A 14310-nucleotide genomic window follows, 5' to 3' on the forward strand; every position below is an offset into this window, starting at 1 on the left:
TGCCGACTTCTCCTCGAGGTGCACTCTCGACCGCGCTGGCTGCGCGGGTAGGTACCGTCGGCACGAATGCGGTCCATCATACCGGGGCCCTGCCACTCGACCAAAAAACCTGCGGCGCCGACCACTCCGGAGGAGTGGGCGACGCCGCAGGTCACTGATGCGGGCTTAACCGACCTCGTAGTACGAGGAGTCGAGGTAATCGTTGACCGCCTTCTCGTGGACACGGAAGGAGCGGCCGACGCGTACCGCCGGCAGGTCACCTGAGTGAACCAGCCGGTAGACGGTCATCTTGGAAACGCGCATGATCTCCGCGACTTCCGCGACCGTCAGAAAAGAGCCCTTGTCTGCATTAGTCATATTCATTCAACCCTTCAGCATGTGGCGCGCTGCAGGCTTCCCCTCCCGCAGGACGGTCACGCACGTGCTTGGAACAGCTTAGCGTGAATTGTGTGACTGTTGCGACTTAAGTGCCCGATTTTTTGAGAGTTTCTCCGGGCACCAAATTCGCGCTATGCCCCACCGAGCTCCTTAGAGCGTTCGGCGCAGGCTTCGGTGGCGCGGAAGAAGGCGCCGCGGATGCCCGATTCCTCCAGCTCACGCAGGGCGGCGACGGTGGTGCCGGCCGGGGAGGAGACGTTGGCGCGCAGGGTGGCGGGGTCCTGGCCGGACTCCGAGAGCATGATGCCCGCACCGGCGGCGGAAGTGACGACAAGCTGCTGGGCGACGTCGCGGGTGAGGCCGAGGGAGACGCCGGCGTCGATAAGCGATTCCGCAACGAGGAAGAAGTACGCCGGGGACGAACCGGCGAGGGCGGTGACGGCGTCCATGTCGGATTCCGCGACGGGCAGGACCTCACCGACTGCTGACAACAGCTCGGTGACCTGCTCGAGTTGTTCGTCGGTGACGAAGCGCCCCGTGGCGACGGCGTTCATGCCCCGCCCGACCAGCATGGGGGTGTTCGGCATGACGCGCACGACGGGGGTCCCGGCGACGACAGCGTCCTCCATCGTCGACAGCGGGATACCGGCGGCCATGGAGACCAGCACAGTGGTGACGTCGTTTTCTTCGATCGACTCGCTGATCTCCCCCAGGACGTCGACGATCATCTTCGGTTTGACGCAGAGGAACACCACATCGGCGTCCTCCGCTGCCTGCCGGTTGTCGGTGCTGTCACGCACGCCGTAGCGTTCGCGCAACTCCTCCCCCCGCTCCGCGCGACGGCCGGTGACCGTGATGGACTGCGGGTCAACGCCCGCGTTGACGAGACCCGAGATCAGCGCCTCGCCGATCTTGCCTCCTCCGAGAACCACAATTTTTGTCATGATTCCCAGGGTGCCACATCGGCTACATGAGGACGATGGCCAGCGGCCCGAACGTCATGACCACGCCGACGAGCGCGGCGAGGAACATCGACAGCCCGTCGTTAGCGGTACGCAGCGCCTTGACAACCGCCACCATGCCCACCGTCACCATGATCGCCAGACCGGCGACGATCGGGCGGGACAGGTTCTCCCACAGCATCTCGAAGCCCTTGAACACCACGACACCCAGCACCACGCCGATGACAGCCATGAGGATGACACCGGTAATCGAGGTTTTCTCCTCGACGTCATCGTCGACGGTTTCCACCTCGGCGTGCTTATCGACGTCGCCTTCCTCACCCTCCAGCGCCAACTGTTCCTCGGCGGGTTCCGCCACGACCGGCATCTCACCGGTCTCTGCTTCGCCGGCTGGCTGGGGCTTTTCAGGTCGGTCAACCTTGTCGGTGACCGGCTCAGGCCGCTCCTCGGAGACCTTTCCCAGCACGACGGTCTCGTCGGTAGCCGGGGTCGCCGGCTTCTTCTCAGTCTGTAGCTTCGGCTCGGGCTTAACCTCGGGTGCCGCGGGCTTCTCAGCCTTCTCGGCCTTTTCCGACTTGAGTTTCGGCTCTTCCGGCTCCGGCGCGTCGATAGGCACGGAGGAGTGCTTCGACTCCGCCGGCTTCTCCTTGACGGCCGGGATGGATCCGGTGAGCTCGGCGACAGAGATGCCGCCCTCCTCGAGGCTGCGGCGTCGGCGGCGTTTGCGTGGCACCTCACCGTCCCCGGACTCTTGCCCGGCGCGGGCGAGCAACTCGGCGACCGTCAACTGCTTCTTGTCGTCGCTCATGGTCACTTCCTTTCCTCAGGGAGTGGGTCAAGCCCCTTGTCGATGCGGCGGAGGATGACTCCCTCGCGCAGCGCCCAGGGGCAGATCTCGATGCTCTCAAGTCCCAGGGCACGCATGCTGGCCTCGGCGACAAGCGCGCCGGCGACGATCTGGTGCGAGCGGTCGGAGCTGATGCCCTCCAGCTCAGCGCGGTCGGCGGCGGTCATCCGGGAGATGAAGGCGATGAGCTGGCGCAGGCCCGGTGCGGTCAGGGTGCGCTTGATGTAGGGGCCTTCGGCGCTGGGGGCAGCACCGGTGAGGCGGGCGAGGGTGCGGAACGTCTTGGAGGTGCCCACGGCCAGGCCAGCGGCGCCGTAGGCGCGCATCTGCCGAGCAGGTTCGGTGAGCTCGGCGTCAATGTAGTCGCGGAGCAGGTTGATCTTCTTGCGCTCCGGCGGGTCAGTGTCGAACCACTGGTGGGTGAGGCGGCCGGCACCCAGGTCAAGGGAGATCGCCACATCGGGGGTCTCATCGGAACCGGTGGACAGCTCGAGAGAGCCGCCGCCGATGTCCAGGTTGGTGATCCTGCCGGCGGACCATCCGTACCAGCGGCGCACGGCGAGGAAGGTCAGTTTCGCCTCGTCCTCACCGGAGAGCACCTCCAGGCGCACTCCCGTGTCCTTTTCCACCGAATCGAGGACATCGGCGGAGTTCGTCGCCGAACGCACCGCCGACGTCGCGAAGGACATGACCTCGGAGCAGCCGAGTGTCGTCGCCAAGTCGGCAGCCTCGGCTACGGCCTTGGTGAGCCGCTTGATGCCCTTGTCACCGATGGCACCGTCGCCGTCGATAAGCTCCACGAGTCGCAGACTGGTCTTCCAGTCACTCATCGGGGTCGGATGTCCGCCATTGCGGGCATCGACCGCCACCATGTGGACAGTATTACTGCCAACGTCCAATACACCTAGTCGCACATGTCTTAGGGTAGACGGTCTAACCTTGGCAAGTGTGAATCGCCCACAATCGACCCAGGTTTTTCTGGGGTTCCCGGAGACATCCCCCGCTGGCAGGCAGATCCTGGCCGGCGCGGAGGAGGCTCCCGATTTCCCGCGGGAGTGGTTCGAGTTTGTTAACCCGGACGATCCGCTGCACACCTTCCAGATCGACCTGACCTGGCTCGAATCCCACTACACCTGCCATTTCGGGCAGGAGGCGTGCCAGAGCATCGACTTTGAGCAGACCGACATCGGCTGTTGCGTCCACGGTGCCTACCTGGCGGATGAAACCGACCGGGACCAGCTCTACAACGCCGTCCACGACATGCCGGCGAAATACTGGCAACACCGCCCGAAAGAGGTGGACGAGTTCTTCGCCACCGACAAGGCCGTCGATCTGGAACCCTGGCTGGAGTGGGACGACGACGAGGACGAGCCCTCCCTGAAGACGACGACCGTCGGCGGGGCCTGCATCTTCGCCAACCGCGCGGGCTGGGAGACCGGCACCGGATGCGCCATCCACCAGTGGGCGGTGGCTGAGGGGCGGGAGTTGACCGTCGAGAAGCCGGAGGTGTGCTGGCAGGTTCCGCTGCGCCGCTACGAAGACTATGAGGAGCGCACCGACGGCGTCGAGATCCTCCGTACCGTCATCGGCGAGTATGACCGCCGCGCCTGGGGCAACGGTGGCGAGGACTTCGACTGGTGGTGCTCATCCGCGAGTGCCTGCCACACCCACCCGGATCCGCTGTGGGTATCCATGCGCGCCGAGCTGATCGCCCTGATGGGCCAGCCCTCCTACGACATTCTCGCCGCCCATTGTGAACGCCGGGCGGCCGCGGGACTCATGGCAACGCACCCGGCAACTGCGAGACGATGAACGGTCGGCTGACTCCGGTGCTACGGGCGTCGGCACGCTCAGTCCTCGCGCACCGTGGACGATTCGCGCTGACCTTCCTGTCAGTGGTGCTGGGCACGGCCTTCATTGCTGGGTCACTGCTGCTGACCTCGGCGTTGGCCCGTTCCTTTGACTCCATCGTCGATGCCGGCGTGCACGGTATCGATGTCGGCGTCGTCGGTAGTACGAACTCCCCGCAGGGTGTGCCCTTCGAGGTCATCGACGATATTGCCTCCTGGCCGGAAGTGCGCGCCATCAACATCATCGGCGACGGCCCAGGCCCGCCCTCGGGCACCCGGGCTGTCGGCGGCTCCGGCATCATCGTCATAGGCCCCGATGCCGCGCCCCTGCAAACAGGGTCGGCGGGGGCACATCCGGGGGCGGCGTACGCTCCCGAGGACACCGTCGGTCATATCCCCGTGCTTATCGACGGCGCCTGGCCCACCGCCCCCGACGAGGTCATGCTTAACGCGCATGCAGTGGAGCAGTCGGAGCTGAAGATCGGCGATCGCCTCCTGATCATCAGTCCACGCGAACGTTCCACCGTGCGCATGGTCGGGGTTTATGATTCGCCGCGCGATTCCGCCGGGTGGATCAGCGTGCTGTTCACCCCGGACAGCTACCGCTACCGATTCACCGAGGACGGTTTCGCCTCTCAGGTGGTTATTGCTGTGGAGCCGTGGGCGGACCCGATGCTGGTGCGCAACCGCATCGGCCTGAACTACGGGGCGCTCACCCCACTCCTCCCGGAGCAGATCATTGAGAGGATGGCCGACAGCCGACTCCAACAGTTGGACTTCGTCCGCTACATCCTCGTCATTTTCGGGGCGGTGGCGTTGTTCATCGGCTCGCTCAACATCGTCAACACCTTCGCCATGGTCGTGGGGCAACGCACCAAGGAGTTCGCCCTTCTGCGCTCCATCGGTGTCTCGACTTTCCAGGTGGCGGCCAGCGTGGTCACCGAAGCCGCGATCATCGGGTTCGCCGGCTCGGTCGTGGGAATCGTCACCGCTATCTTCGGCGTCGGCTTCCTGCTGGCGGTCATGCAGGCCACAGGTGGGGAATTAACCTCCGTCAACCTCACGCTGACTGCTGAGTCCGTCTTCATCCCGCTGGTATTCGGGGTGGTCATCACCATGGCCGCCGCCCTGGCCCCCGCCCGCCGGGCCGCGATGCTTCCGCCGGTCCAGGCCTTCGATCTTTCCGACGCCCGCTCCTCCCGCCTGCCCATCCTCCGCCTGCTCATCTCCGGCGCCATGTTCTCCCTCGGAGCGATCCTCCTGATGGGGGCGGCTCTCATCTCCTCAGTGAACGGAAGGGTCGTTGACATTGATGTGCGCCTGATCCTCGTGGCCGCAGGTCTCATCCTGGGCCTATGGTCGCTGGTGTTGTCGGGCCCTTCGCTCATCGTCGCGGTGGGTGGCACCCTGGGCCGCGCCATCACCTGGCCCATGGGAGTGATGGGCCAACTGGCCCGCCAGAACTCCATACGCAACCCGCGCCGTTCCGCGACCTCCGCCCTAGCTCTCGCGCTCGGCGTGGGGTTGGTGGCCGGTGTGGGCACCGTCGGTTCCTCCGCCCGGGCCAGTGTCTTCGGCGCGATCGAATCCTCCGTCACCGCACCTTTTGTCCTCGACAGCCTCTCCGGTGGCTCTGTGCAGGGCCGCGCCACCGGAGGAGCTGGCCTATTCCTCCCTCCGGAGAGCCGCGAACTGGCGCAACGTACCAGCGGGGTCGCCGACACCGGCACACTCATGTCCGCTCCCCTGCAGGCCGACAACTGGAACCATCCGACGACCACCGTCCTGGACAGCGATGTCAGCCTCTTCATGGACCTCAATCTGCGAGCCGGCGCCTTCAGCGATCCACAGGTCCCCGCCGCGGCCCTGTCCGCCGAGTACGCCGAACAAGAGGCCCTGTCCATCGGCGACTACATCCCCCTCACCGTCATGGACGGCGTCGAAGAGAACGCCATCTGGATCCCGGTGACCGCCATCTACGGTGAGACCGCGCTTCTCGGGCACATCGCCGTGACCTGGGCCGCCGCAGATGCCGTCCTGGACAGCACGGAGAGCGCGATCAACCGCACTGCCGTGTTCGTCACCCCCGATGGTTCCGTCTCCGACACGCAACTGCGCGCCAATCTGGAAGCAGCGGTAGCGCCGCTGCTGGTCGTGCAGGTGAAATCCAGCACCGAGTACACCAGCGCCCTGGGCAACCAGATCAATCAGCTGTTGCTCATCATCTACGCGCTGCTGGCGTTGGCGGTGATCATTGCGACGCTCGGCATCGTCAACACCTTGCTGCTTTCAGTAGCGGAGCGCAGCAGTGAGATCGGCACCCTGCGTGCCATCGGCCTGCAGCGTTGGCAGGTCCGCCGGATGATCGAGATCGAATCCCTCATCCTCACCGTCCACGGCGCAGTAGTCGGTGTTCTCGCGGGGACATCCGCCGGCTGGGCCGTGGTCCGGGTGCTGGCGGAAAAAGGCATGACCTCACCGTCGATCCCCTGGCCACAGATCACCGCCATGGTTGGCGCCGCTGTCGTGGTCGGGGTACTGGCGTCCGTGGTACCGGCGCTGAAGGCGGCAGCGACACCCCCGCTCGAAGCTATCGAGCGTTAAGCCTCGAACTTGTAGCCTAGGCCGCGGACGGTGACCAGCTGCTTCGGGCGGGAGGGTTCCTCCTCGATCTTGGAGCGCAGGCGCTTGACGTGGACGTCGAGGGTCTTGGTGTCGCCGACGTAATCGGCACCCCAGATCCGGTCGATGAGCTGCCCGCGGGTCAGCACACGGCCGGCGTTGCGCAGGAGGTATTCCAGCAGATCGAACTCCTTGAGCGGCATGGGGACCGGCTCGCCGTCGACGGTGACGGTGTGGCGCTCGACGTCCATGCGGACGCGGCCGCCCTCGAGGATCTGCTCCTCGATTTCCTCGATGAGCGGCTCGGCCTCCGCCCCGCGGCGCAGGACGGCGCGGATGCGGGCGATGAGCTCACGGGAGGAGTAGGGCTTGGTGACGTAGTCGTCGGCGCCCAGCTCCAGACCGACGACCTTGTCGATCTCCGAGTCACGCGCCGTCACCATGATGACCGGCACGGAAGACGTGGTGCGCAGCTGCTTGCACACATCGGTGCCCGACATGCCCGGCAGCATGAGATCGAGCAGGACGATGTCGATGGCGTTGCGTTCGAACTCCACCAGGGCGGTGGGGCCGTCTCCGGCGATGATCACCTCGAACCCCTCCTTACGCAGAAGGAAGGCCAACGGATCGGCGAGAGATTCCTCGTCTTCGACGATGAGGATGGTCGTCGTCATGTTGTTTTGTCCTTTCGACGTGTCGCTACCCGGGACACTGCCTGCCGCAGCGCACCGGTGGAGCCTGGCTCCTCATCCTGCCCTGCCACCTCAATGGCGGGTTGCTCGGGGATCGGATGGTGGATCGGAAGTTCGATGGTGAACGTAGATCCCGTGCCTGGACGGGACCACACCTTGATGTTACCGCCGTGATTGGCCACGACGTGCTTGACTATCGCCAACCCCAGCCCGGTGCCACCCGTGGAGCGCGAACGCGCCTTATCGACGCGGAAGAAACGCTCAAAGACGCGCTTCTGGTCCTCCGGGGAAATGCCGATACCCCGGTCGGTGACGCGGATGAGCACCACATCCTCGTTCGCCACCTTCTGCGAGACCGACACCGGCACCGACTGCGGCGAGTAGTTGATGGCGTTGGAGATGAGGTTGGAGACGGCCGTGACCAGCAGGGAACGGTCACCCATGACGAACACCCCGGAGTCCGAGCCCTTCGTCAAGGTGATGTCGGCGTTGTCGGCGGCGACCTGATTGCGGTGGAAGGCCTCGTCGATAATGTCGTCGACGGAGACCGGCTCCATCTCCGGCAGCGGCTCCGCACCCTGCAGTTTGGACAGGGAAATGAGCTCGTTGATCATGCTGGCCATGCGGTGGGCCTCCTTATGGAGGCGTTTGCCGAAGTACTCGACATGCTCGGGGTCATCGACCCCTTCCATAAGGGCCTCGGCGAGCAGCGCCATGCCGCCGACCGGGGTTTTCAGCTCGTGCGAGACGTTCGCGACGAAGTCGCGTCGGGCGGACTCCATGCGGACGTTCTCGGACTCGTCGGTGCCGTAGACGATGACGAAGCGGTCGTCGACAAGCGTCAGCGGTTTGATGAGCGCACGCACCGACGACACCCGGTTACCTGTCCGCCGGAAGGGCATGGACAGGTCGAGGGTGCGCGATTCCTTATCAGCGTAAACCTCGCCGGCGACCTGCCAGACCTGTTCGTTGACCGTGCGGTCATGGACGATCGCCATCTCATGCGCGCGCGCATTGGAAAGGATCACCTCTCCCCCGCGATCAAGCACGGTGACACCCGTCGGCGACCCCTGGATGGCCAGGTGCAGAACCTGGCCGACCGTGGTCACCTGGTTATCTTCCAGCGTCGCCGAGGAGCGGTGCCGGATGATGCGCTTACGGGCCCAGTTCAACGCCGGAAGAGCGACGCCGGTGACGGCGACGCCCAACAGGAACGCGAGAAAGGCTGACACGCCTTACAGGCTACTTGCCACCCTGTGCGGCCACAGCGGCTGCACCGGCGGCTGCCGCCTCCGGATCGAGGTAGGTACCACCCGGGTTGGTGACGTTGCCCTCAGCATCGAACTCATAGACCAGCGGGATGCCGGTCGGGATGTTGAGAGCTGCGATGTCCTCGTCGGAGATGTTGTCCAGGTGCTTGACCAGCGCGCGCAGGGAGTTACCGTGGGCCGCGACGAGGACGTTCTCACCGTTGCGCAGGCGCGGCTCGATCTCCTCCTGGTAGTAGGGGATGAATCGCTTGACGACGTCGAGCAGGCACTCGGTACGCGGGACAGTGTCCAGGTGGGCGTAGCGCACGTCATCGGACTGCGAATACTCGGAGTCGTCGGCCAGCTCCGGCGGCGGGGTGTCGTACGAACGGCGCCACGCCATGAACTGCTCGTCGCCGTACTTGTCCTTGGTCTCCGCCTTGTTCAGGCCCTGCAGCGCACCGTAGTGACGCTCGTTGAGACGCCAGTCACGGACCACCGGGATCCAGTGACGGTCGGCGGCGTTAAGGGCGATATTGGCGGTGCGGATCGCGCGACGCAGCAGGGAGGTGTACAGCACGTCCGGGAGAATGCCTTCCTCCTTGAGCATCTCGCCGCCGCGGACAGCCTCGGCGACACCCTGCTCGGTGAGGTCAACGTCCACCCAGCCGGTGAACTGGTTCGATTTGTTCCACTGGCTCTGGCCGTGGCGAAGAAGAATGAGCTTTCCGTTGGTCATGTCTCCAATATGCCACGATTGCGCCGCTCATGTGGGGGTATATACCCCCGTCAGGCCCGGCGCGGTGCGCAGTCGTCGATCTCCCGGCTGAGCACCTCGTTGTAGACGCTCGCCAGCTGGGACGCCGAGGCCGCCCACGAGAAGTTCGCGGCATGAGCGACGGCCTCGCCGGCCATGCGCAGGCGGGTGTCGTCATCGTCGAGAAGCTGCTCCAGCGCGTCGGCCCAGTCCTCGGTGGCGTGGCCGTCGACAAGCACTCCCGTCTCACCCTCCGCAACGGCGACAGGGAGACCGCCGACCCGGGCGGCGACCACCGGGGTGCCGCAGGCCTGCGCCTCCATGGCGACGAGTCCGAAGGATTCGTTGTAACTGGGGACGGCGACGATGTCGGCGGCCTGGTAGATGGTGACCAGTTCCTCCGGCGGGCGGGGATCCAGGAAGCGGATACGTCGCTCGACACCCAGTTCACGGGCCAGTTCCCGGTACTGCCGCTCGGTGGTGGCGGCCCCCGATGCCCCACCACAAATGATGGCCCGGAGTTTGCGTTCCGGGCGACGGCGGACCATCTCGGCGATGGCGCGGATGAGCACCTGCGGGCCCTTGAATTGCTGCAGCCGGCCGACGAACACAACCAGTTCCGCGTCGAGTGGGATGCCGAGCAGGCGGCGGGAGCGTTCGGTGTTGCGGTCTGTGCCGGGGGTGAACAGTTCGACGTCAGTACCCGGGGTGACCACGACGATGCGCTCGGGCTCGGCGTCGTAATGGTCGATGAGATCGTTCGTCTCCTCCGGCGTGTTGACCACCAGGGTGTCCGCATTATCGACGAGCTGCTGTTCACAGATCCGCCGCGCCTCCGATTCGGGGGAATCGTCATCACTGCGGTGGGCGTTTTTCACCGCGGCCAAAGTGTGCGCGGTGTGCACGAGCGGGATCTCCCACAAATCCCGCAGCAGCCATCCGACCTGGCCGGAGAGCCAGTAGTGAGAGTGGATGAGCTCATAGTCAACGTCATGGCACCGCTGGAAGGCCACCATGCCGCCGGCGAAAGCCGCCAACTGGGTCGGCAGGGACTCTTTCTCCAGCCCGTCGTAGGGGCCGGCCACGATGTTGAGCACCCGCAGGCCCGGCTCCACATCGACCACCTCCCCCTGGCTGGGCCGGGTCGCCCGGGTGAAAATGTCCACCTCCACACCCTGGCGGGCCAGCTGGCGGGCGGTGTTGAGGACATAGACGTTCATGCCACCTGCATCTCCCGAGCCGGGCTGCTGCAACGGCGAGGTGTGCATGGAGATCATCGCGACGCGCATGCCCCCAATAATAGGTGGGCGCGCCCGTATACTGGGGCGCACCTTTAAAGCAGACCCCGAGCAGCGGAAGGCATCCTATGTCGGCATTCGAGACCAAGGCCTGGTTGAACTATTACCCGGAGTGGACTCCCCACTCCCTCGACTACGACGAGACGACCCTGCTCGACGTCTACGACAACAACCTCGCCATCAACGCCGAGAAGTCGGCCACCTGGTTCTTCGGTAAGTCGCAGACCTACGCCGAGCTCGACCGTCAGGTCCGGCGGGCCGCCGCGGGGTTGCGCGCCTTCGGTGTGCGCCCCGGCGACAAGGTCGCCATCATCCTGCCGAACTGCCCCCAGCACATCGCCGCCTTCTACGCGGTGCTCAAGCTGGGTGCGACCGTCGTGGAACACAACCCGCTCTACACCGCCCACGAGCTGGAGGGCCCCTTCTCCGATCACGGCGCCCGCGTCGCCATCGCCTGGGACAAGGCAGCGCCGACGCTGGAGAAGCTGCGCGGCACCACCTCCCTGGAAACGATTATCTCGGTGAACATGATCGAGGCCATGCCGGCGTTCAAGCAGCTGGCCCTGAAGCTGCCGATCAAGAAGGTCAAGGAGCAGCGCGAGGCGCTGTCCGCCCCCGCCCCGAACACGGTGCCGTGGGAGGCACTCATCGGTGCGGCGATCGGCGGCGAGGGCGATGACATCGTCTCTGAGCCTTCCGTGACCAAGGACTCCATCGCGCTTATCCTCTACACCTCCGGCACCACCGGCGCCCCGAAAGGCGCCCAGCTCACCCACGGCAACCTTTTCGCCAACTGCCTGCAGGGCAAGAACTGGGTGCCGGGGCTCGGTGAGCAGGATGAGCGGATGCTCGCCGCGCTGCCGATGTTCCACGCCTACGGCCTGACGATGGTGGGCACCCTGTCCGTCTACATCGGCGGCGAAATGGTGCTGCTGCCGGCGCCGCGGATCCCACTGATCATGGACGTGATGAAAAAGCACACCCCGACCTGGCTGCCGGGCGTGCCCACGCTCTACGAGAAGATCGTCGAGGCCGCCGAGGCCGACAACATCGACATCTCGGGTGTCCGCAATGCTTTCTGTGGCGCGGCAACCCTGCCGGTGTCCACGGTGGAGAAGTGGGAGCGCTTCACCGGCGGCCGCCTGGTGGAGGGTTACGGGCTGACGGAGACCGCGCCGGTCATCGTCGGCAACCCCATGAACGATGACCGTCGCCCCGGTTACGTCGGCATCCCCTTCCCGGACACTGAGGTGCGCATCGCCAACCCGGACAACCTCGATGAGACCCAGCCCGACGGCACCGAGGGGGAGATCTTCGTCCGCGGCCCGCAGGTCTTCCCCGGTTACCTCAACCAGCCCGAGGCCACGGAAAACAGCTTCCATGATGGCTGGTACCGCACCGGCGACATCGGTGTCATGGAGGAGGATGGCTTCATCCGCCTGGTGGCCCGCATCAAGGAGGTCATCATCACCGGCGGTTTCAACGTCTACCCCGCGGAGGTCGAGGAGGCCATGCGCGATCACCCGGACATTGTGGATCTGGCGGTCGTGGGTCGCCCGCGCGAGGACGGTTCCGAGGATGTCGTGGCCTGTGTGACGCTTCGCGACGGCGCCGCCATGGATCCCGAGGGCCTCAAGGCCTTCGCCCGTGAGCGCCTCACCCGCTATAAGGTGCCGCGTACCTTCTACCACTTCGAGGAGTTGGCGCGGGACCAGATGGGCAAGATCCGTCGGCGTGAGGTGCAGGAGGACCTGCTGCGGTCGCTGGAACGCTGACTTGCATTCATAGATACCCTCGGGGGTATATTGGGGCCTGTCAGCACAACCCCCACCTCCCGAGGAGTATCCCCATGTGCCGTCCCGTCCCCTGCCCCACCTGCCATAAGACCACCTGGGCCGGCTGCGGCCAGCACGTCGACCAGGTGAAGGCCACCGTCCCCGCCAACCAGTGGTGCACCTGCGATCCCGCCGCCAAGAGCGAGAAGAAGTCCGGGGGCATCTTCTCCGGCCTCTTCGGGCGCTAACATCAGCGCCATGAGCACCAACACCACTGTCATCGTCGGCGGCGTCGCCGGCGGCATGTCGACGGCCGCGCGCCTACGGCGCCGGGACGAGAACATGAACATCATCGTCCTGGAAGCCTCCGGGCACGTCTCCTTCGCCAACTGCGGCCTGCCTTACCACGTCTCCGGGGTCATCCCGGAGCGTTCCTCCCTGCTGCTACAGACCCCGGAATCGCTGGCCGCCCGCTTCAACCTCGACGTGCGCGTCAACACGCGCGCGACCGCCATCGACCGCGCGCAGCGCACCGTCACCACCGACGGCGGTGACGTCATCACCTACGACCACCTGGTGCTCTCCCCTGGCGCAACCCCCATCATCCCGCCGATCCCCGGCATCGAGCGCGCCTTGCACCTGCGCACCATTGAAGACGTCGATGCGATCATCGCAGCCTTAAGCGGCGACGTGTCCTCCGTCGCGATCATCGGCGGCGGCTTCATCGGCCTGGAGGTGGCGGAGAACATGCGTCACCGCGGCCTCGACGTCACCGTCATCGAGCGCGCCCCGCAGATCCTTACTCCCTTGGATGGGGAGATGGCGGCGATCGTCGAGAAGCGGCTGGTCGACAACGGAGTTACCGTCCTCACCGACGCCGACACCACGACCATCGGCCCCGACACCCTCACGCTTGCCGACGCCCGCGTCATCCCCGCCGACCTCGTCATCGCCAGCATCGGCGTCCGCCCGGCGAATGAGCTCGCCGTGGCCGCCGGACTCGACGTCGGCGAGCGCGGCGGCATCAAGGTCGATGACCACCAGCGCACCAGCGACCCGCGCATCTTCGCCGTGGGCGATGCCGCCGAGAAGGCCGACCACGTCTCCGGCGAGGACACCCTCGTCCCCCTGGCCCAGACCGCCAACCGGCACGGGCGCCTGGTCGCCGACATCATCACCGGCCGCGATGCGACCCGCACCCCGACCCTGGGCACCGCCATCGTCGGCGTGTTCGGACTCTCCGCGGGTTCCGTCGGCTGGAATGAGCGCCGCGCCCGGGCCGCCGGGAAGAACCTGCGGGTCATCCACCTGCATCCCGCGAACCATGCCGGCTACTACCCCGGCGCCGAAACCATCCACCTCAAGGTGGTCATCGACGCCGACACCGACCTCATCCTCGGTGCGCAGGCGGTGGGCGGGCAGGGTGTCGATAAGCGCATCGACGTCATCGCCACCGCCATGCGCGCTGACCTGAGCGCCACCGACCTCGCCGACCTGGAGTTGGCCTACGCCCCGCAGTTCGGCTCCGCGAAGGACCCCATCAACATGGTCGGTTTCATCAACGACAACATGGTCGCCGGTGAGCGCACCGTCCAGTGGCACGAGCTCGACGAGGCGCTGGCCGACGGCTGGACGCTTATCGACGTCCGCACCCCAGGCGAGTACCAGCGCGGCCAGATCCCGGGCGCCCTCAACATCCCGGTCGACGACCTGCGCGCGCGTGTCGACGAGCTGCGCGACAAAAAGGTGCTGGTCCACTGCCAGGTGGGTGTGCGCGGCCATGTCGCGGCGACGCTGCTCGACAATCTGGGCCTGGAAGTAGCCAACCTCGACGGCGGATATGTGACATGGACTCATGGCCAGCTCACCAGGAGATAGG

General features: G+C 65.8%; 13 protein-coding genes. 5 read left to right on the plus strand and 8 right to left on the minus strand.

Annotation, left to right across the window (positions count from 1 at the left end):
* Positions 1–165 precede the first annotated feature (165 nt).
* The 4 genes from Q4G50_RS04400 to Q4G50_RS04415 form a co-directional block, all read right to left on the minus strand.
* Entirely contained in the window at positions 166–357 is a 192-nt protein-coding gene (locus Q4G50_RS04400) for a helix-turn-helix domain-containing protein (protein ID WP_303376425.1), read from the minus strand.
* A gap of 152 nt (positions 358–509) precedes the next feature.
* Positions 510–1322, minus strand: coding sequence for a pyrroline-5-carboxylate reductase (gene proC / locus Q4G50_RS04405; RefSeq protein WP_303376426.1), 813 nt, complete (start codon positions 1320–1322; stop codon positions 510–512).
* 22 nt (positions 1323–1344) lie between these two features.
* On the minus strand, positions 1345–2148 hold the full coding sequence (locus tag Q4G50_RS04410; RefSeq protein WP_303376427.1) for a hypothetical protein: 804 nt from the start codon (positions 2146–2148) through the stop codon (positions 1345–1347).
* A gap of 2 nt (positions 2149–2150) precedes the next feature.
* A complete protein-coding gene (locus Q4G50_RS04415; protein ID WP_303376428.1) occupies positions 2151–3101 on the minus strand; it encodes a Ppx/GppA phosphatase family protein in 951 nt (316 codons plus the stop codon).
* Between the two features lie 34 nt (positions 3102–3135).
* Between Q4G50_RS04415 and Q4G50_RS04420 the strand changes: the two genes are divergently transcribed.
* Together Q4G50_RS04420 and Q4G50_RS04425 are read left to right on the plus strand one after the other, a co-directional pair.
* Positions 3136–3999 carry a hypothetical protein gene (locus tag Q4G50_RS04420; protein ID WP_303376429.1) on the plus strand — a complete coding sequence of 288 codons (864 nt, stop codon included), beginning with the start codon at positions 3136–3138 and terminating at the stop codon, positions 3997–3999.
* Entirely contained in the window at positions 3996–6641 is a 2646-nt protein-coding gene (locus Q4G50_RS04425; protein ID WP_303376430.1) for an FtsX-like permease family protein, read from the plus strand. The genes Q4G50_RS04420 and Q4G50_RS04425 overlap by 4 nt, the downstream gene beginning before the upstream one ends.
* Here Q4G50_RS04425 and Q4G50_RS04430 read toward each other — a convergent pair.
* The 4 genes from Q4G50_RS04430 to mshA are packed head-to-tail and all read right to left on the minus strand — an operon-like array spanning position 6638 to position 10647.
* Positions 6638–7333 (minus strand): response regulator transcription factor, encoded by a 696-nt coding sequence (locus Q4G50_RS04430; RefSeq protein ID WP_303376431.1) that lies wholly within the window; start codon positions 7331–7333, stop codon positions 6638–6640. The genes Q4G50_RS04425 and Q4G50_RS04430 overlap by 4 nt on opposite strands.
* A complete protein-coding gene (locus Q4G50_RS04435; RefSeq protein WP_303376432.1) occupies positions 7330–8583 on the minus strand; it encodes a cell wall metabolism sensor histidine kinase WalK in 1254 nt (417 codons plus the stop codon). Before Q4G50_RS04435 ends, Q4G50_RS04430 begins: the two co-directional genes overlap by 4 nt.
* Before the next feature lie 10 nt (positions 8584–8593).
* Positions 8594–9340: a phosphoglyceromutase gene (locus Q4G50_RS04440; RefSeq protein WP_303376433.1), complete on the minus strand. Its 747-nt coding sequence runs from the start codon at positions 9338–9340 to the stop codon at positions 8594–8596.
* Between the two features lie 50 nt (positions 9341–9390).
* Positions 9391–10647, minus strand: a complete 1257-nt coding sequence (gene mshA, locus Q4G50_RS04445; RefSeq protein ID WP_303376434.1) for a D-inositol-3-phosphate glycosyltransferase — start codon at positions 10645–10647, stop codon at positions 9391–9393.
* 77 nt (positions 10648–10724) lie between these two features.
* Between mshA and Q4G50_RS04450 the strand changes: the two genes are divergently transcribed.
* The 3 genes from Q4G50_RS04450 (at position 10725) to Q4G50_RS04460 (ending at position 14309) form a co-directional block, all read left to right on the plus strand.
* A complete protein-coding gene (locus tag Q4G50_RS04450) occupies positions 10725–12431 on the plus strand; it encodes a long-chain-fatty-acid--CoA ligase (protein ID WP_303376435.1) in 1707 nt (568 codons plus the stop codon).
* A gap of 74 nt (positions 12432–12505) precedes the next feature.
* Entirely contained in the window at positions 12506–12679 is a 174-nt protein-coding gene (locus tag Q4G50_RS04455; RefSeq protein WP_303376436.1) for a hypothetical protein, read from the plus strand.
* A 10-nt stretch (positions 12680–12689) separates the two neighbouring features.
* Entirely contained in the window at positions 12690–14309 is a 1620-nt protein-coding gene (locus tag Q4G50_RS04460; RefSeq protein ID WP_303376437.1) for an FAD-dependent oxidoreductase, read from the plus strand.
* Position 14310: the final 1 nt, after the last annotated feature.

Origin of the sequence: Corynebacterium sp. (assembly GCF_030538285.1) — a bacterium.
Classification (GTDB): domain Bacteria; phylum Actinomycetota; class Actinomycetes; order Mycobacteriales; family Mycobacteriaceae; genus Corynebacterium.